The organism is uncultured Roseovarius sp. (assembly GCF_913057115.1).
Lineage (GTDB): Bacteria > Pseudomonadota > Alphaproteobacteria > Rhodobacterales > Rhodobacteraceae > Roseovarius.
The window spans coordinates 14,525-32,894 of record NZ_CAJXNN010000037.1; the positions used below are offsets into that span (position 1 = coordinate 14,525).

19 protein-coding genes are annotated in these 18,370 nt (G+C 59.7%); 16 read left to right on the plus strand and 3 right to left on the minus strand.

Annotated features, from left to right (window positions below; translation table 11 throughout):
- The 16 genes from QZ498_RS13990 to QZ498_RS14065 all read left to right on the plus strand — a co-directional run bounded on the left by QZ498_RS13990 (position 1) and on the right by QZ498_RS14065 (position 15,018).
- Complete coding sequence (locus QZ498_RS13990; RefSeq protein WP_294623287.1) at positions 1 to 351, plus strand: hypothetical protein; 351 nt, start codon at positions 1 to 3, stop codon at positions 349 to 351.
- A 127-nt stretch (positions 352 to 478) separates the two neighbouring features.
- Positions 479 to 892, plus strand: coding sequence for a DUF5333 domain-containing protein (locus QZ498_RS13995; protein WP_294623289.1), 414 nt, complete (start codon positions 479 to 481; stop codon positions 890 to 892).
- A gap of 6 nt (positions 893 to 898) precedes the next feature.
- The gene (gene nuoG / locus QZ498_RS14000; RefSeq protein ID WP_294623291.1) at positions 899 to 2,887 is read left to right on the plus strand and encodes an NADH-quinone oxidoreductase subunit NuoG; all 1,989 of its coding nucleotides are present in this window, start codon (positions 899 to 901) and stop codon (positions 2,885 to 2,887) included.
- A 4-nt stretch (positions 2,888 to 2,891) separates the two neighbouring features.
- The gene (locus tag QZ498_RS14005) at positions 2,892 to 3,275 is read left to right on the plus strand and encodes a hypothetical protein (protein WP_294623293.1); all 384 of its coding nucleotides are present in this window, start codon (positions 2,892 to 2,894) and stop codon (positions 3,273 to 3,275) included.
- Positions 3,275 to 3,673, plus strand: coding sequence for a hypothetical protein (locus QZ498_RS14010; protein WP_294623295.1), 399 nt, complete (start codon positions 3,275 to 3,277; stop codon positions 3,671 to 3,673). The genes QZ498_RS14005 and QZ498_RS14010 overlap by 1 nt, the downstream gene beginning before the upstream one ends.
- Before the next feature lie 7 nt (positions 3,674 to 3,680).
- Entirely contained in the window at positions 3,681 to 4,718 is a 1,038-nt protein-coding gene (gene nuoH, locus QZ498_RS14015) for an NADH-quinone oxidoreductase subunit NuoH (RefSeq protein ID WP_294623297.1), read from the plus strand.
- 3 nt (positions 4,719 to 4,721) lie between these two features.
- Positions 4,722 to 5,216 (plus strand): NADH-quinone oxidoreductase subunit NuoI, encoded by a 495-nt coding sequence (gene nuoI / locus QZ498_RS14020; RefSeq protein WP_294623298.1) that lies wholly within the window; start codon positions 4,722 to 4,724, stop codon positions 5,214 to 5,216.
- Entirely contained in the window at positions 5,213 to 5,626 is a 414-nt protein-coding gene (locus tag QZ498_RS14025; protein WP_294623300.1) for a carboxymuconolactone decarboxylase family protein, read from the plus strand. Before nuoI ends, QZ498_RS14025 begins: the two co-directional genes overlap by 4 nt.
- Complete coding sequence (locus QZ498_RS14030) at positions 5,623 to 6,231, plus strand: NADH-quinone oxidoreductase subunit J (RefSeq protein WP_294623302.1); 609 nt, start codon at positions 5,623 to 5,625, stop codon at positions 6,229 to 6,231. Before QZ498_RS14025 ends, QZ498_RS14030 begins: the two co-directional genes overlap by 4 nt.
- A gap of 108 nt (positions 6,232 to 6,339) precedes the next feature.
- Positions 6,340 to 6,645 carry an NADH-quinone oxidoreductase subunit NuoK gene (gene nuoK / locus QZ498_RS14035; RefSeq protein WP_076446015.1) on the plus strand — a complete coding sequence of 102 codons (306 nt, stop codon included), beginning with the start codon at positions 6,340 to 6,342 and terminating at the stop codon, positions 6,643 to 6,645.
- A 7-nt stretch (positions 6,646 to 6,652) separates the two neighbouring features.
- The gene (gene nuoL, locus QZ498_RS14040) at positions 6,653 to 8,728 is read left to right on the plus strand and encodes an NADH-quinone oxidoreductase subunit L (protein ID WP_294623324.1); all 2,076 of its coding nucleotides are present in this window, start codon (positions 6,653 to 6,655) and stop codon (positions 8,726 to 8,728) included.
- Positions 8,728 to 10,275 carry an NADH-quinone oxidoreductase subunit M gene (locus QZ498_RS14045; protein WP_294623306.1) on the plus strand — a complete coding sequence of 516 codons (1,548 nt, stop codon included), beginning with the start codon at positions 8,728 to 8,730 and terminating at the stop codon, positions 10,273 to 10,275. The genes nuoL and QZ498_RS14045 overlap by 1 nt, the downstream gene beginning before the upstream one ends.
- A 15-nt stretch (positions 10,276 to 10,290) precedes the next feature.
- Positions 10,291 to 11,724, plus strand: coding sequence for an NADH-quinone oxidoreductase subunit NuoN (gene nuoN, locus QZ498_RS14050; RefSeq protein WP_294623308.1), 1,434 nt, complete (start codon positions 10,291 to 10,293; stop codon positions 11,722 to 11,724).
- 84 nt (positions 11,725 to 11,808) lie between these two features.
- On the plus strand, positions 11,809 to 12,558 hold the full coding sequence (locus tag QZ498_RS14055) for a biotin--[acetyl-CoA-carboxylase] ligase (RefSeq protein ID WP_294623310.1): 750 nt from the start codon (positions 11,809 to 11,811) through the stop codon (positions 12,556 to 12,558).
- A gap of 13 nt (positions 12,559 to 12,571) precedes the next feature.
- Positions 12,572 to 13,351, plus strand: coding sequence for a type III pantothenate kinase (locus QZ498_RS14060; RefSeq protein ID WP_294623312.1), 780 nt, complete (start codon positions 12,572 to 12,574; stop codon positions 13,349 to 13,351).
- Positions 13,348 to 15,018 (plus strand): ribonuclease J, encoded by a 1,671-nt coding sequence (locus QZ498_RS14065; protein ID WP_294623314.1) that lies wholly within the window; start codon positions 13,348 to 13,350, stop codon positions 15,016 to 15,018. The genes QZ498_RS14060 and QZ498_RS14065 overlap by 4 nt, the downstream gene beginning before the upstream one ends.
- Before the next feature lie 209 nt (positions 15,019 to 15,227).
- On the opposite strand, the gene QZ498_RS14070 is transcribed toward QZ498_RS14065, so the two are convergent.
- From QZ498_RS14070 to QZ498_RS14080, 3 genes are all read right to left on the minus strand, one after another.
- Positions 15,228 to 16,706 carry a DEAD/DEAH box helicase gene (locus tag QZ498_RS14070; RefSeq protein ID WP_294623316.1) on the minus strand — a complete coding sequence of 493 codons (1,479 nt, stop codon included), beginning with the start codon at positions 16,704 to 16,706 and terminating at the stop codon, positions 15,228 to 15,230.
- A gap of 198 nt (positions 16,707 to 16,904) precedes the next feature.
- Positions 16,905 to 17,873 carry a glycosyltransferase family 2 protein gene (locus tag QZ498_RS14075; protein ID WP_294623318.1) on the minus strand — a complete coding sequence of 323 codons (969 nt, stop codon included), beginning with the start codon at positions 17,871 to 17,873 and terminating at the stop codon, positions 16,905 to 16,907.
- 101 nt (positions 17,874 to 17,974) lie between these two features.
- A partial coding sequence (locus tag QZ498_RS14080) for a hypothetical protein (RefSeq protein ID WP_294623320.1) occupies positions 17,975 to 18,370 on the minus strand: 396 nt, incomplete at its 5' end.

An 18,370-nucleotide genomic window follows, 5' to 3' on the forward strand; every position in this document is an offset into this window, starting at 1 on the left:
ATGAGCCATGAAAATCGGCGACGCGCCCTTGCCGCGCTCCTCCTCGGCACGATTGTCGCTCTGCCCGGCTGTGCGGATCGTTCAGCCCAGGTTCGGTTTAACGGGGAGTATTACCCCGCGAAGGTGAGCCGGGATCGCGATGCGCGTGAACAGTTCCAGGTCGCAGTTCGCCGGGTGGATCGCGGGTTGACGGGGGCACGCGAGGCCGGTCGCTATGAGGCAATGCGGTATTGCTTGAAGGAATTCGGTACCTCGGATGTCGATTGGGTCAATGGCCCTGATGCCGAAGATGGGCGCCTTCAGATTTCCAATGGTCGCCTCATATTAAACGGAGAATGTGTCACGTGGTGACTTTCCTTTTCATATCAATGGTTTGCGCGGGCTGTTATTGTATATCAATGCCCGCGAAAGCCATCTGCGCAGCAGATGGAGGCGCAAGACCTGCGGCCTCTGCTGTGGTGAAAAAAGGAGACACCCAATGCGTATGATGACCACTTTTGTTCTGACAGCGGCCCTGACCAGCGCGGCGATGGCAGGAAGCGCCAGCACCAAGCCGGGTTTGCCCCAAGAGGCAGATATCAATAATGGCCTGCTGGCGGTGGCCGCGGCCGACAAAATTCGCCGTGCATGCTCTAGTATCTCGGGCCGGTTTTTCCGGGCGCGTGGCTACGTGAATGACCTGAAGGACATTGCCCTAGAGCGTGGGTATACCGAGGCCGAAATCGAGGCTTACGTCAACGACGATGCGGAACAGGACAAGATGCGCGCCAAGCGCAACGCCTACTTCAAATCCAAGGGAGCCAGCAACCTGGACCCTGAGAGCCTCTGCGTGCTGGGCCGCGAAGAGATACGCAAGAACAGCCGGATCGGCTCGCTACTGAAAGCAAAGTGAGAAACAATGTCTGACCTGCGCAAGATCATCATCGACGATCAGGAATTGGAAGTAGAGGGGGCGATGACCCTGATCCAGGCTTGTGAGCAAGCCGGGATTGAAGTGCCGCGCTTTTGCTACCACGAGCGGCTGTCGATTGCTGGGAATTGCCGGATGTGTCTTGTCGAGGTCGTGGGCGGGCCGCCGAAACCGGCGGCCTCCTGCGCCATGCAGGTGCGCGATTTGCGGCCGGGGCCGGAAGGTCAGCCGCCGGTCGTCAAGACCAACAGCCCGATGGTCAAGAAGGCCCGCGAAGGGGTGATGGAGTTTCTGCTTATCAACCATCCGCTGGATTGCCCGATCTGCGATCAGGGCGGCGAGTGCGATTTGCAGGATCAGGCCATGGCCTATGGCGTGGATTTCAGCCGTTACCGCGAACCAAAGCGGGCGGTGGACGACTTGGACCTTGGGCCATTGGTGGAAACCCACATGACGCGCTGTATTTCCTGCACGCGCTGTGTGCGCTTCACCACCGAGGTGGCCGGTATTCACCAGATGGGCCAGACGGGCCGTGGCGAGGATGCCGAGATTACTGCCTATCTGGGCGAGACCTTGGACAGCAATTTGCAGGGCAACATCATTGATCTTTGCCCGGTGGGCGCGCTTGTGTCCAAGCCTTATGCCTTCACCGCGCGGCCTTGGGAGTTGACCAAGACTGAAACCATTGACGTGATGGACGCGCTTGGCAGCAGCATCCGCGTGGATACCAAGGGCCGCGAGGTCATGCGTATCCTGCCGCGCAACCATGACGGCGTGAACGAGGAATGGATTTCCGACAAGACACGCTTTGTCTGGGACGGATTGCGGCGCCAGCGTCTGGACAGGCCTTATGTCCGCGAAAACGGGAAATTGCGCGCGGCCACGTGGCCCGAGGCCTTGGGCAAGGCTGCCGAGGCGATCAAGGGTGCCAGCAAGGTTGCCGGTCTCGTCGGCGATCTGGCCCCGGTTGAGGCGGCTTTTGCCCTCAAGCAATTGGTTGATGGGCAGGGCGGCAACGTGGAATGCCGGACCGACAAAGCCAAGCTGCCGGAAGGTAACCGTGCCGGTTATGTTGGCAATGTCGCGGTTGAGGATCTGGACAGTGCCAAAGAGGTGATCCTGATCGGCAGCAACCCGGCGATTGAAGCGCCGGTCTTGAATGCGCGCATCCGCAAGGCGTGGCTGAAGGGGGCCGAGGTCAAGGTTGTCGGGCCCAACATGGACCTGACCTATGATCATACCCATGCAGGCACCGGGCGCGACGCTTTGGCCAAGCTGGACGTCAGCGAAGATGCGATTGTCATCGTGGGCCAAGGCGCCTTGCAGGAAGCCGACGGTGCGGCGGTTCTGGCAGCAGCGCAAGCGTTGAGCGGCCGTATGATGGTTCTGCACACGGCAGCCAGCCGTGTTGGCGCAATGGATGCGGGCTGTACCACGGAAGGTGGGCTTGAGGCCGCGATTGACGGGGCCGACGTGATTTACAACCTCGGCGCGGATGAGGTGGAAATCGACGCGGGTGCCTTCGTGATCTACCAAGGCAGCCACGGAGACCGGGGCGCGCATCGGGCCGATGTGATCCTGCCGGGCGCGGCCTACACTGAGGAACAGGGCCTTTTCGTGAATACCGAAGGCCGCCCGCAACTGGCGCTGCGCGCCGGGTTTGCGCCGGGTGAAGCCAAGGAAAACTGGGCGATCCTGCGCGCCCTTTCGGGTGAGATGGGCGAGGCCCTGCCGTTCGATTCGCTTGTGCGCCTGCGTAAGCAGTTGGTCGAGGCGGCGCCGGTTCTGCAACAGGTGGACAAGGTGCCGGAAAATGCTGGCGAGGCGTTGCCCAAAGGCAAACTAGGCAAAGCCGACTTCCGCTTGGCAATCAATGATTTCTACCTGACCAACCCGATTGCCCGCGCGAGCGAGTTGATGGCCGAGCTGAGCGCGAATGCAAAAGAGCGAAATGCTCACCTAATGGTAGCGGAGTGAACTGATGCGAGGTCTGGACAGAGTTAGAAATGTCGGTCTTACCTTTTGCTTTTGCATTCTGGCAGGTTGTGCGTCTCAAATTATGGAAGGCTATGTTGGCAAATCCATTACTGAGCCAATGTTAGACTATGGTAAGCCATCGTCTGTTTTTGATCTGCCGAACGGTCAGCGCGCATTCCAATGGCAAATCAACAATAGTGGAGTGATGCCCATTACGACTCCGACTACAAGCACAATCTACGGAGCCAATGGCTGGGCTTCAGTGACGACGAACCAGACTAGTTATGTTCCTTACAGCAATAATTGTGTTTACACGCTCATGGGCGAACAGCGTGGTGATGATTGGATTGTTGTGGACTTCCGTCAACCGCGATTAGGTTGTGAGTAATGCGCCGCGCCGCCGTCATATCCCCTGTGGCGTTGATCTGCGCCGGTGCTGTCTCGGGCTGCGAGACAGGCGGAGAGGTATCGCGGTTTTCCCCGGATTATCAGGGAATCGAGACGCGCCTTCTGGATGGGGATTTGGTGAATTTCCATGTTCAGATGTCGGGCGCACGCAGCGTCGAAGACGTGGATCGCTATGCCGAATGCGCGGCGGCGCAATACGCGTTGATCCGAGGATACGGATTTGCCCGGCATTTGCGGACGAATGTGGATGAAGAGGGTGGCATCTGGCGCGGTGATGCGGTTTATACGATCTCGCCGGCGCTGCCCCGAGGATTGAAAACGATCGACGCAGAAGTCGTCGCCGCCGACTGTGCGGAAAACGGAATACCGATGGTGTGAGGACCTGATGGCTGAATTCTTTACAACCCCGCTTGGAATTGCGGTGCTAATCGTGGCGCAGTGTTTGGCCGTCGTGGGCTTTGTCATGATCTCGCTGCTGTTCCTTGTGTATGGCGACCGCAAGATCTGGGCGGCGGTTCAAATGCGCCGTGGGCCGAACGTGGTAGGGGCTTTTGGCCTTCTGCAATCGGTGGCGGATGCATTGAAATACGTGCTGAAAGAGGTGGTTGTACCAGCAGGCGCCGACAAGACGGTATTCATCCTTGCGCCGATGACCAGTTTCGTTCTGGCAATCCTTGCCTGGGCGGTGATCCCGCTCAATGAAGGGTGGGTGTTGTCAGATATCAACGTGGCGGTCTTGTTCGTCTTCGCGGTATCGTCGCTTGAGGTCTACGGTGTCATCATGGGGGGCTGGGCCTCGAACTCGAAATACCCGTTCCTTGGCTCACTGCGCTCGGCGGCGCAGATGATTTCCTATGAGGTCAGCATCGGCTTGATTATAATTGGCGTCATCATCTCCACCGGGAGCTTGAACTTCGGGTCGATCGTGGCGGCCCAGGATACCGCATATGGCTTCTTTGGCTGGTATTGGTTGCCACATCTGCCGATGGTCTTCCTGTTCTTCATTTCCTGCCTTGCGGAAACAAACCGCCCGCCATTCGATCTTCCCGAAGCGGAGTCCGAACTGGTGGCGGGGTATCAGGTGGAATATTCGGCGACGCCGTTCCTGTTGTTCATGGCGGGCGAATATATCGCGATCTTCTTGATGTGTGCGCTCACCTCGCTGTTGTTCTTTGGCGGTTGGCTGTCGCCGATCCCGGGTCTGCCCGACGGGGTGGCATGGATGGTCGCCAAGATGGCCTTCTTCTTCTTCCTCTTCGCGATGGTGAAGGCCATTACACCGCGTTACCGCTATGACCAATTGATGCGCATTGGCTGGAAAGTGTTCCTGCCGCTGTCGCTGGCCTGGGTCGTGGTGGTGTCGTTCCTTGCGAAATTCGAAGTGCTTGGCGGCTTTTGGGCCCGCTGGGCGATGGGAGGCTGACCGATGGCGAATATCGATTACGGACGCGCGGCGGGGTATTTCCTGCTCAAGGATTTCTTCAACGGCTTCAAACTCGGCCTGAAATATTTCTTCGCGCCGAAAGCGACGCTGAACTACCCGCACGAAAAGGGGCCGCTTTCACCGCGGTTCCGGGGTGAGCACGCGCTGCGCCGATATCCCAACGGCGAGGAGCGTTGCATTGCCTGCAAACTCTGCGAGGCGATTTGCCCGGCGCAGGCCATCACCATTGACGCCGAGCCGCGGGATGACGGCAGCCGCCGCACCACGCGATATGACATCGACATGACCAAGTGCATCTATTGCGGTTTCTGCCAAGAGGCCTGCCCGGTGGATGCCATCGTCGAGGGGCCGAATTTCGAGTTCGCGACGGAAACTCGCGAAGAGCTGTTTTACGACAAGGCCAAGCTGCTTGAGAACGGCGACCGTTGGGAAGCCGAGATCGCTCGTAACCTTGAACTGGATGCACCGTACAGATGACCGACCCAAAGAACCCCTTCGAGATGATGATGGCGCAGGCTCAGGAGATGGCCAAGGCCATGAACCCTGCGCTTGAGTCCTTCTCGCCCAAGGGGTTCGAAAGCCTATGGCCCACCATGCCCAAGGACATCATGGAGATGACCTTTGGCAAAGGGGTCAGCAAGGACGGCCTTGATGCCAAGACGCGGCTTTTGCTGACGCTGGCGGGGCTGACGATGTTAGGGGCGCAAAGTGACACGCAAATCCGGATGACCGTGCGCCATGCGCTTGAGGCCGGGGCCACCAAGGATGAGATTGCCGAAACCATCGCCCAGATGGCGATGTTTGCTGGCGTTCCGTCCATGACCCGCGCGATGGAATTCGCCAAAGAGGTTCTGGACGAGACTGAGGAAAAGGACAAAGACACATGACCATCGCAGCGATGTCGTTCTACCTGTTTGCGATCTCGGCGCTGACCGGGGGGCTGTTCACGGTGATAAGCCGCAACCCCGTGCATTCGGTGCTGTGGTTGATCCTGTCCTTTATCAGTGCGGCGGGGCTTTTCGTTCTGTTGGGGGCAGAATTCGTGGCGATGCTGTTGATCATCGTCTATGTCGGCGCGGTCGCGGTGCTGTTCCTTTTCGTGGTGATGATGCTGGACGTGGATTTTGCCGAGTTGAAAGCGGAGATGGCGAAATACATGCCGCTTGCCCTGCTGATCGGGGTGATCTTGCTGATGCAATTTGGGCTGGCCTTTGGCAACTGGACCATGGCCGAAGGGGCCGAGGCCGCGCGTGGGGCCATTGCACCGGATGGAGTGGAAAACACCGCGGCGCTTGGCCTGTTGTTGTACGATAAGTATTTCCTTCTGTTCCAGTTGTCGGGCCTGATCCTGCTGGTGGCTATGATCGGGGCAATCGTTTTGACGCTGCGCCACCGCTCGGACGTCAAGCGGCAAGACGTGCTGGCGCAGATGTACCGCGATCCGGCCAAGGCCATGGAGTTGAAGGACGTGAAACCGGGGCAGGGTCTCTAAGCACCTGCTCCGCCCCGGAAGTGATCCGAGGCAAAAGCAAGAGGTTCCGGGTTGAGCCCGGGATGCGATGAAAAGAAAGACGAACGGGCACAGCCCGGAGGGACACGCATGATTGGACTTGAACACTATTTGACGGTCGCGGCGGCGCTCTTCGTCATCGGGATTTTCGGGCTCTTCCTCAACCGGAAGAACGTGATCATCTTGCTGATGAGCATTGAATTGATGCTGCTTGCGGTGAACATCAATCTGGTGGCCTTCTCGTCGTTCTTGGGCGATCTGGTGGGGCAGGTCTTTACCCTGTTTGTCCTGACGGTCGCGGCGGCGGAGGCGGCCATCGGCCTTGCCATCCTCGTCTGCTTCTTCCGCAACCGCGGCACGATCGCCGTGGAAGACGTCAACGTGATGAAAGGCTGAGCAGATGATTTTCAAGATTATCCTCTTTGCGCCTCTCATCGGCGCGATCATTGCTGGCTTTGGCTGGCGTGTCATCGGCGACAAGGGCGCCCAGTGGGTGACGACCGGCCTGTTGTTCCTGTCGGCGCTGCTGAGCTGGGTCGTCTTCCTGCAAGGCGCGCATCAGGACGATCCGGTGCATATCCTTACGTGGATTCAATCTGGCACGCTGGACACATCTTGGTCGATCCGGGTGGATCGTTTGACCACCACCATGTTGATCGTGGTGACGACGGTTTCGGCCCTCGTGCACCTCTATTCCATGGGGTACATGGCGCATGACGAGAATTTCGACGACGAGAAAGAAAGCTATCGCCCGCGTTTCTTCGCTTATCTGAGCCTGTTTACCTTCGCCATGCTGATGCTGGTGACCGCAGACAACCTTGCCCAGATGTTCTTTGGCTGGGAGGGCGTGGGCCTTGCCTCGTACCTGTTGATCGGCTTCTACTTCCGCAAGCCAAGTGCCAATGCCGCCTCGATCAAGGCTTTCGTGGTCAACCGGGTGGGCGACTTTGGTTTCGCGCTTGGTATCATGGCGCTGTTTTTCCTCACCGACTCGATCCAGTTTGATGAGGTCTTTGCGGCGGCACCGGAACTGGCCGAAACCAACCTGACCTTCCTCTGGACCGAATGGAACGCCGCGAACCTGATCGCCTTCTTGCTGTTCGTGGGGGCCATGGGTAAGTCGGCGCAACTTTTCCTGCACACATGGTTGCCGGACGCCATGGAAGGCCCGACGCCAGTTTCGGCCTTGATCCACGCAGCGACCATGGTGACGGCGGGGGTTTTCCTTGTCTGCCGCATGTCGCCCCTGATGGAATATGCGCCCGAGGCCATGATGTTCGTGACTTTCCTTGGCGCCTCGACCGCGTTTTTCGCGGCGACCGTGGGCCTTGTGCAGAACGACATTAAACGCGTGATCGCCTATTCCACCTGTTCGCAGCTTGGTTACATGTTCGTGGCTGCTGGTGTGGGCGTCTACAGCGTGGCGATGTTCCACCTGCTGACGCACGCCTTCTTCAAGGCGATGTTGTTTCTTGGCGCGGGCTCGGTCATCCACGGGATGCACCACGAGCAGGACATGCGGAACTACGGCGGATTGCGCAAGAAGATGCCAATGACCTTCTGGGCGATGCTGATCGGCACGCTTGCGATCACCGGTGTCGGGATTCCGCTGACGGGCTGGATCGGTTTTGCGGGTTTCGCTTCGAAGGACGCGGTCATTGAGTCGGCCTTTGTCGGTAGCCAAGGCGGCTATGCCTTCTGGATGCTGGTCGTCGCAGCGTTGTTCACCTCGTTCTATAGCTGGCGCTTGATGTTCCTCACCTTCTGGGGGGAGCCGCGTGGCGACAAGCATACCCACGAGCATGCCCATGAAAGCCCCAATGTGATGTTGATCCCTCTTGGTGTTCTGGCTGTGGGTGCGGTCTTTGCCGGCGCGATCTGGTACGGCAGCTTCTTTGGCAAGACCAACGAGGTGGTGAAGTTCTTTGGCGGCAAATACGGTGAGCCGACACAGGAACTGGTCGAGGCCGTGGCAGAGCGCAGCCCGAAAGCGTCAGAACTGCATTACGTCATGGAAAGCGGCCCGGGTGAGGCGGCGATTTACATCGCGCCGGAAAACACCGTTCTTCACGAGGCGCATTATGTGCCAACGTGGGTCAAACTTTCGCCCTTCGTCGCCATGGTGCTTGGCCTGATCGTGGCCTATTGGTTCTACATCGTGAACCCGAGCCTGCCCAAGCGGTTGGCCGAAAACCAGCGCCCGCTGTACCTGTTCCTGCTCAACAAGTGGTACTTTGACGAGATCTATGACGCGATCTTCGTTAACCCCGCCAAGAAACTGGGGGGCTTCCTGTGGAAGCGGGGCGACGGCAACGTGATCGACGGGTCGATCAACGGATTGGCCATGGGGATCATTCCATTCTTCACCCGTCTCGCGGGCCGGGCGCAGTCCGGTTACATCTTCACTTATGCCTTTGCCATGGTCATCGGTATCGCGGTGCTTGTCACCTGGATGAGTTTCACCGGAGGGGCTGAATAATGGACAACCTTCTTTCCATCACGACCTTCATCCCCACGCTGGCGGCGGCAATCCTGGCGATTTTCCTTCGCGGTGAGGATGCGGCGGCCCAGCGTAATGCGAAGTGGGTGGCCCTTACGGCAACAACGGCGACCTTCCTAGCGTCGTTGTTCATCCTGTTCGATTTCGACCCCCAAAACACCGGCTTCCAATTCGTCGAGGAACACGAATGGCTGCTGGGGCTAAAGTACAAGATGGGTGTGGACGGGATCAGCGTGCTCTTTGTCATGCTGACCACCTTCATGATGCCGATCACGATCTTGGCTTCGTGGAATGTGACCACCCGTGTCAAGGAATACATGATCGCCTTCCTGATCCTTGAAACCCTCATGCTGGGCGTCTTCATGGCGCTTGATCTGGTGCTGTTCTACCTGTTCTTCGAGGCAGGGCTTATCCCGATGTTCCTGATAATCGGGATTTGGGGCGGCAAGGAACGTATCTATGCGTCGTTCAAGTTCTTCCTTTACACCTTCCTTGGCTCGGTCCTGATGCTGGTGGCCATGGTTGCCATGTTCTCGGACGCGGGCACCACCGACATTCCGTCGCTCATGCGGCATCAGTTCGGATCGGAAGACTTCAGCGTTCTGGGTATCCACATCGTGGGTGGCATGCAGACCCTGATGTTCCTTGCCTTCTTTGCCAGCTTCGCGGTGAAAATGCCGATGTGGCCGGTGCACACATGGTTGCCGGATGCCCACGTGCAGGCACCCACCGCAGGCTCGGTCGTTCTGGCGGCGATCCTGCTCAAGATGGGCGGCTATGGCTTCCTGCGGTTCAGCCTGCCGATGTTCCCGGTTGGCGCCGAGGTTCTGACGCCGCTGGTGCTGTGGATGTCGGCGATTGCTATCGTCTACACCTCGCTGGTCGCACTGGCCCAAGAGGACATGAAAAAGCTGATCGCTTATTCCTCGGTCGCGCATATGGGCTATGTCACCATGGGGATTTTCGCGGCCAACCAACAGGGGATCGACGGGGCCATCTTCCAGATGCTCAGTCACGGGTTTATCTCGGGCGCTCTCTTCCTGTGCGTCGGTGTGATCTATGACCGGATGCACACCCGCGAGATCGACGCCTATGGCGGGTTGGTGAACCGGATGCCGGCCTATGCGTTGATCTTCATGCTGTTCACCATGGCCAATGTTGGCCTTCCGGGCACCTCTGGCTTCATCGGGGAGTTCCTGACACTGGTCGGGGTGTTCCAGGTCAATACTTGGGTGGCGCTTGTAGCGACCACCGGCGTGATCCTGTCGGCGGCTTATGCGCTTTGGCTCTATCGCCGGGTGGTCTTGGGCGATTTGATCAAGGAAAGCCTCAAGTCAATCTCCGACATGACCACGCGCGAGCGGGCGATCTTTGCGCCCTTGGTGGTGATGACTCTCCTTTTGGGCGTTTATCCGAGCCTTGTGACCGATATTACCGGGCCCGCGGTTGAAGCCCTGATTTCCAACTATGACACGGCCCTTGCCGAGGCGCATGCCGCCACGCAGGTCGCCGATGCGACGCAGTAACGGAGGCCCTGACCAATGCAGGCTGATCTGAACGTTATCCTCCCCGAGATCGTCATCTCGGTCTATTCCATCGCGGCGCTTCTGCTGGTGGCCTACACGGGCAAGGACCGCATGGCGGGGCTTTTGGTGTGGCTCACGGCGGCACTGATGGCCGGTATGGCGCTGTGGATCGGGGCCACAGGGCAGGGTACGCGCACCGCCTTTGGCGGTATGTTCAACGATGATGGCTTTGCCCGCTTCGCCAAGGTGACCATTCTGCTTTCGGCCGCTGCCGTTCTGGTGCTTGGGCAGGAGTATATGGCCCGGCGCAAGATTCTGCGCTTTGAGTATCCTATCCTGATCGCCCTGTCGGCGGTTGGTATGATGGTGATGGTCAGTGCCGGAGACCTCATGGCGCTCTACATGGGGCTGGAGCTGCAATCTCTGGCGCTTTATGTTGTCGCTTCGCTGCGCCGTGACAGTGCCAAGTCGACCGAGGCGGGCCTCAAGTATTTCGTTCTTGGCGCGCTCAGTTCGGGCCTTTTGCTTTACGGTGCCTCACTGACCTATGGCTATGCCGGCACGACGCTCTTCTCGGGGATAATCGAAGCGGCCGAAGGGCAAGCGCCGATCGGCCTATTGCTTGGTCTGGTTTTCGTGCTGTCGGGTTTGGCCTTCAAGGTCTCTGCCGTGCCGTTCCACATGTGGACGCCCGATGTTTACGAAGGCGCGCCGACACCGATTACCGCCTTTTTCGCCACTGCACCCAAGGTGGCGGCTATGGGCCTCTTTGCCCGCGTTGTGCATGACGCCTTCGGCGGAGTTGTAGGGGATTGGCAACAAGTGATCGCGGTTCTTTCGTTGCTGTCGATGTTCCTTGGCGCAGTCGCTGCCATCGGCCAAACGGACATCAAGCGCCTGATGGCCTATTCGTCGATCGCTCATATGGGTTATGCCCTCATGGGGCTTGCCGCGGGCACCGCGCTTGGGGTCGAGGCCATGCTGGTTTACATGGCGATTTATGTCACCATGAATATCGGCACCTTCGCCTTTATTCTGAGCATGGAGCGGGATGGGCAGCCTGTGACCGATATCGCCAGCCTCAACATGTATTCGCGCGCCCATCCGGGTCGCGCGCTTGCCATGCTGCTGCTGTTGTTCAGCTTGGCCGGCGTGCCGCCGCTTCTGGGCTTCTTCGGCAAACTTTACGTTCTGCGGGCGGCCTATGAGGGCGGGCTGGCATGGCTTGCCGTGGCAGGTGTCATCGCTTCGGTGATCGGCGCTTTTTATTACCTTCGGATCGTCTATTACATGTATTTCGGGGAGGAGCGCGAGCCGCTGGAGACCGGAAAATCGCCGGTGCAATGGGGCTTCCTGATGGCCTCGGCGGCTTTGATGCTCTTGGGCATAATCAACATGTTCGGCGTCGATAGCATGGCTCAGGCTGCGGCGGCGACGCTTGTCAACTGATCTTCTGAAGGACGTCATGACAAAAGGCGGCGCGCCACTGGCGCGTCGCTTTGTTTCTAGCGGATGGTCCGAAAGGGGGCGCGCATGACCGATTGGCCCGAAGGCTATGATCGCCGGGTCTTGGCCGAGGTGGACAGTACCAACGCCGAGGCCGCGCGCGTGGCAGGCGAATTGACTGGCCCCACGTGGGTCATGGCCCTCAACCAGACCGCCGCGCGCGGACGGCGGGGCAGGGGCTGGGCCAACCCGGCGGGAAACTTCGCCGCGACCCTCGTCCTGCATCCGCCCGAGCCGCCCGAGCAAGCGGCCTTGCGCTCATTCGTTGCCTCTCTGGCGCTCTATGACGCGGTCGTTGCGGCCACGGGGCGCGCGCAGGGGGTCAGCCTCAAGTGGCCCAATGACGTGCTTTTGAATGGTGGGAAGCTGGCCGGTATTCTTTTGGAAAGCGCAGGTCACGGCCCGCGTCTGTCACATCTGGCCATCGGCATCGGGGTGAACCTGCGCAATGCCCCGGATGCGGGCGAGGTTGAGGAGGGCGCGCTGCGCCCAGTCTCACTATTGTCCGAGACCGGGGCGGATGTGGCGCCCGAGATCTTTTTGGACCTTTTGGCACAGGCCTATGCCCGGCAAGAGGCGCTATTCACCACCTATGGCTTCGGCCCGATCCGTACTGCTTGGCTGAAGCGCGCGGCGCGTTTGGGCGAGGTCATCACGGCCCGCACCTCAAAGGTGGAACTGACCGGCACCTTCGAGACGGTGGACGAGGCGGGCAATCTTGTTCTAACAACGCGCGATACGCGGCATGCCATCCCGGCGGCCGAGGTGTTTTTCTGATAAGGGGCGGCGGATGCTTCTGGCGATTGATTGCGGCAACACGAACACGGTGTTTTCCATTTGGGATGGCAAGGAATTCCTGTGCACACTGCGCACCTCGACCCATCATGCGCGCACGGCGGATGCCTATTTCACGTGGTTTTCCACATTGATCAATCACTATGGTATCAAGCCCGATATCACGGATGTCATCATTTCCTCTACGGTGCCACGCGTGGTCTTTAACCTGCGCGTTTTCGCGGACCGGTTCTTTGGATGCCGGCCCATGGTTGTGGGCAAACCCGAATGCCTTTTGCCGCATTACCCCCGGGTGGACCCGGGCACCCAAGTGGGGCCCGACCGTTTGGTAAACACCGCCGGGGCCTTTGACCGGCATGGTGGGGATTTGATCGTGGTGGATTTTGGCACGGCGACCACCTTTGACGTGGTGGCCCATGACGGGGCCTATGTTGGGGGCGTGATCGCGCCGGGTGTGAACCTCAGCCTTGAGGCCCTGCACATGGCCGCCGCCGCCCTGCCGCATGTCGATGTCACCAAGCCGCAAAAAGTCATTGGAACCAACACGGTAGACTGTATGCAATCGGGCGTGTTCTGGGGCTATGTGGGGCTTGTGAACGGCATTTGTGACCGCATCCGGGTCGAATACGAACGCCCCATGCGGATTATCGGGACAGGCGGGCTTGCAACGCTATTTGCCCAAGGCGAGATGCTTTTCGACGAGATCGAAGACGATCTGACAATGCACGGGTTGACCGTGATTCACGACTACAACAAGAAGGCCGAGGCGCAATGAGCAGCGAACGGATTATCTATATGCCCCTAGGGGGCGCCGGTGAGATCGGCATGAACGCCTATGTCTATGGCTACGGTGAGCCGGGCAAGGAACGCCTGATACTTGTCGACCTTGGCGTGACCTTCCCCGACATGGATGGCACGCCCGGCGTTGACCTGATTTTCCCGGATATTCAATGGCTTGCGGAGCGTCGTGACCGTCTGGAGGCGGTGTTCATCACGCACGCCCACGAGGATCACGTGGGGGCTGTCGCGCAGTTCCACGAAGACCTTGGCGCGCCGATCTATGCCCGTGCCTTCACTGCAAACATTGCGCGGCGCAAGATGACCGAGAAGGGCTATTCTGAGAAATCGGTGCGCACGGTCTCGCCTTGGCCCGAGGTGACGGAAGCGGGCCCCTTCAAGGTGGGGTTCGTGCCGATTTCGCATTCTATCCCTGAAAGTTCGGGCTTGGTCATCGATACGCCCAAGGGCCGTCTGGTGCATTCCGGCGACTTCAAGATCGACCATGACCCTGTCGTAGGCGAGGCGTTTGACGAGGCGCTTTGGGCCTCACTGGCAGAGCCCGGCGTGAAGGCCCTGATGTGCGATTCTACCAATGTTTTCAATGCACATGCGGGCCGTTCTGAAAGTACTTTGGCGGGCGATATCGAAGGGTTGACTTCAAGCGCCAAGGGAATGGTGGTGGCGACAACCTTTGCCAGCAACGTGGCGCGGGTGAAAACACTTGCCGAGGCGGGCAAACGCGCCGGGCGATCGATTTGCCTCTTGGGCCGGGCCATGCGCCGGATGATCGAGGCGGCGGTGGAAACCGGCGTGCTCAAAGAGTTCCCGAAAACCATAAGTCCCGAAGATGCAAAGGAAATTCCGCGCGAGAACCTGATGCTCATCGTCACCGGCAGTCAGGGCGAGCGGCGCGCGGCCAGTGCGCAACTGGCGCAAGGCAAGTATCAGGGCATCACGATGAAAGAAGGGGATATGTTCCTCTTTTCCTCGAAAACCATTCCGGGCAACGAACGCGGCGTTATCAGAATTATCAATCAATTCAGTGAGATGGGCGTCGATGTTGTGGATGACAGCAGCGGGCTTTACCACGTGTCGGGCCATGCCAACCGGCCTGACCTGGAAAAGCTCCACGATCTGGTCAAACCGCATTTCGTGGTGCCCATGCACGGCGAACACCGTCACCTGCGAGAGCACGTAAAACTCAGCAAATCCAAAGGCTTGCGGGGCGTTCTTGCGCCAAATGGCACGATGGTCGACCTCACCGGAGAGCGTGCCGAGGTGGCAGATTACGTTGAAACTGGCCGCGTCTATCTGGATGGCAGCGTCAAGATCGGATCCTTGGACGGCGTCGTACGTGACCGTATCCGCATGGCGCTCAATGGCCATGTCATGGTCAATGTCATCATGGATGAAGATGACGAACCCCTGGGCGAACCTTGGTGCGAAATCAAAGGCTTACCCGAAGAGGGCCGCAGCCGCGCCCCGCTTCTCGACGTGCTCGAAGAAGACCTGAGCCAGTTCATGGGCCGGGCCGGGTCCAAGACCTTGATGGACGATGACAAACTGGAAGAGGGGCTGCGTAAGGTCACCCGGCAAAGCGCCCAGAACGAGATCGGGAAACGCCCCGAAGTCACCGTCATCATCAGCCGATTGAGCGCCTGACATTTCGTACAAGTTGTACGCTTACCCCCCGGTTTTCGTACGAAATTCGGGGATGTCCCGAACAGGACCGTACGAGTCGTACGAAACTGGCATCATCAGGGCATAATAGCCCCTTCTTCTGGCCCAAAATATCCTGGGGAGTTTGAGGGGCAAAGCCCCTCATCCAAATCAAACCTGTGCGGCGCAAGCCGCGCTTTTCGGGAACCGGTTCAGCCCGCGCGGCGTTCTTCGAAGCTGAGCGCGATGAAGCTGGGCAGGTGATCGCCCATGCCGACAACGCGGTTGTCGTTGCCGCCTTTGTTGCTACCGCCACGGCCACCGCGTGAACGCGAGGAGGACTTACCGGCATCCTCGGACTTGGCATCCGTTTTTTGCGCCTCGGGTTGCTTGGTGCCGGGTTTGTGCTGTTTCTCGGGTCTGGCGGTCTCTTCCTTGGGCGTGTCGGACCCCTTGGTGGATTTCGACCGCGAAGACCGCGAACGGCCGGGTTTCGGCTTGGTCTCTTCGCTCTCGGCCTCGGCTGCTTCTGGTTTGCCGGATTTCAGGGGATTGTCGATCCTTGGGATGTCTTTCTGGAGTAGCTTCTCGACGGCATCCAATGTCTTGTCGTCACGCGGACCGCAAAGCGTGATCGCCTTGCCTTCGCGACCAGCACGGCCTGTGCGGCCGATGCGGTGCACGTAGTCTTCCGCATGGCCGGGAACGTCGTAGTTGAAGACATGGCTGACCGCGGGCACGTCGAGGCCGCGGGCGGCCACATCCGAGGCCACGAGAAAGCGAAGTTCGCCATTGCGGAAGGCATCGAGCGTCTTGGTGCGCTGTGACTGATCAAGATCGCCGTGGATCGGGGCGGCGTCATAGCCGTATTTCTTCAGTGACTTGGAAACGATGTCCACGTCGGTCTTGCGGTTGCAGAAGATGATGGCGTTCGTGCATTTTTCCTGCTCGCCGTCGATCATCGCGCGCAGGAGTTTGCGTTTCTCGCTGTCGGCGCGGTCGCGGCGGGAGGGTTTGAACATTACCGCGCCCTGTTCAATGGTCTCGGAGGCCGTGGCTTGCCGCGCCACTTCAATGCGTTCCGGCGCTTGCAGGAAAGTGTTGGTGATACGTTCGATCTCGGGCGCCATGGTCGCCGAGAAGAAAAACGTCTGCCGGGTGAAGGGCGTGAGCGAGAAGATGCGTTCGATATCGGGGATGAACCCCATGTCGAGCATGCGGTCGGCTTCGTCCACCACCATGATTTGCACGCCGGTCAGCAAAAGCTTGCCGCGCTCGAAGTGATCGAGCAGGCGGCCCGGTGTGGCGATCAGCACATCGGCGCCCTTGTCGATCAGCTTGTCCTGTTCCTTGAAGCTGACCCCGCCAATCAGCAGCGCCTTGGTCAGTTTGAGGTGTTTGGAATAGGTGTCGAAGTTTTCCGCCACCTGCGCGGCCAGTTCCCGCGTGGGGCAGAGCACAAGGCTTCGCGGCATCCGCGCGCGCGCCCGGCCACGGGCCAGAAGCGACAGCATGGGAAGGGTGAAGCTGGCGGTCTTGCCGGTGCCGGTTTGCGCAATCCCCAGAACGTCGCGCCCTTCGAGGGCGGGGGGGATGGCCCCGGCCTGAATCGGGGTCGGTGTTTCGTAGCCGGCTTCGGTGATGGCTTTGAGGACTTTTGGGTTCAGGTTCAGATCAGTGAATTTGGTCATGTGTGTCCATGTCTTGCGGACACTACCTTGGCCCGCGCATCTGGTTCGGGTCGGGCCCGTGTGGCCCCGTGAGTCGTCACATATGTGACCCGAGTGCCCCTGCGTTTAGCGGAATTCAGGGGGCAGGGTCAATCCAAGGAGGTCGGACCGCGACGATCATGTTGTCAAGATGGGGATTGTTGCTGAAATATCAACAATTCAAGCGATATGGGGGAAATGCCGGGCGCGTTTTGCCGCCAGATCAAGCGTGATGGCGTGCAAGTGGCCATGCTCTGCCAGTCTTTTGCGCAAGTCGGGTGTGGCGGTGCAGACCTCGGTATAAAAGGTGCGCAGGGCCTCTTCGCCGCTCTCATCTTCAAGCAACGTGAAAAGTTGGTTCATGGTCAGGGCCACGCCATCGGCCATTGGCGCAGGCTTGAGGCTGTCGCGGTAGGAGCCTTGGGCAAGTCGGAACCGGTAGTGCTTGAGCCAGTGGTCCCAGTCGTGGCCGTGCAGGTGAACGAGGTGGGTCTTGGGCAGGGGGGCGGCGTTATCGTCCTGTTCGCCGTTCCGGAAGGCGTTGTGGATGCGCAGGGTGATTCCATCATGCCCGGTGCGGACAAAGACTTTGCCCGCCACATGACTGAGAAATCCTCCGTTCAGGTGATCGCCATAGGTGGGGTAAATGGCGTTGGTCTGGGCGCGGCGGTGTTTGAGCCGATCGGCGCAGCCCTTGGCCCAGATCTGCCCCTCGGGCGGGGGATCGGTTGGATCAGAGGCCAGCGCTTCGATCGGGCGGACGCGGGCCGAGAGGGTGCCGTCGGGGAGGGTGGCCAGTTGGTCGGGCAGGGGGGTGGCCGGCCAGAGAAATTCATCGACATCGAGATGCACCAGCCAATCCACCTGCGGGTTGCGGTTGTAGCAATGGGTGGCATTCATCGTCTGGCGGGGTTGGTGTTTGGCGGGGCGGCCTTTGCGCTTGGCGCGGCGTTTCCAATAGCCGTCGTCGCAAAGGATGACGCGGCATTTGGGGTGGCCTATGAGCGCCTCGCGCGCCTCGGGGGCGTCTTCATCCAGATAGATGTGCACGCGATGCGCGCCCAGATCGAGGTGGTGGGCGGCGAAACTCAGGATATCGGTGCTATTGGCCTTGATCGTGGCGACAAGGCCCCATGTGGGCGTGCTCATGCGTGGCAGAATGCGCCGTTGGTCTGCGGGGTGCAAGAGGGCGCGCTCATCAGCCCTTGCGGGCTTCTTCGCGAGGAGCGTCAGCGATGAGCGTCGCGCGCTTAGTCGGTCAGGTAACGTTGCAAGACGATGCTCGGCATGTGGCCGCGCAACATCATGTCGGGCAGCACGTACGAGGGCGTGAGATCAATATCGAGCGCTTTGGCCAAGTCAGGGTTGGCCCCCATGTCGATCAGCGTGACGCGCAGGTCGTGGGTATTGGCGAGATCGCGCAGGTCGGCCGTGGCGCGGGTGCAATCGGGGCAGTCGGACCGGACCAGCAGGGCGATGGTTTGGCTGGCATCCGCCGGGCCGAACCCCGGCAGGCCGGGCGCAAAGAGGCGGTTTGCCTGCGCCTCGATCCGCGCCAGATCGCTTTCGATGGCATCGGCGTAGGGGTCGATGGGCGGTGGGGCTATGCGGTCGGTCAGGTCGGGCAGGCCCAGCAGCGCCTCGCG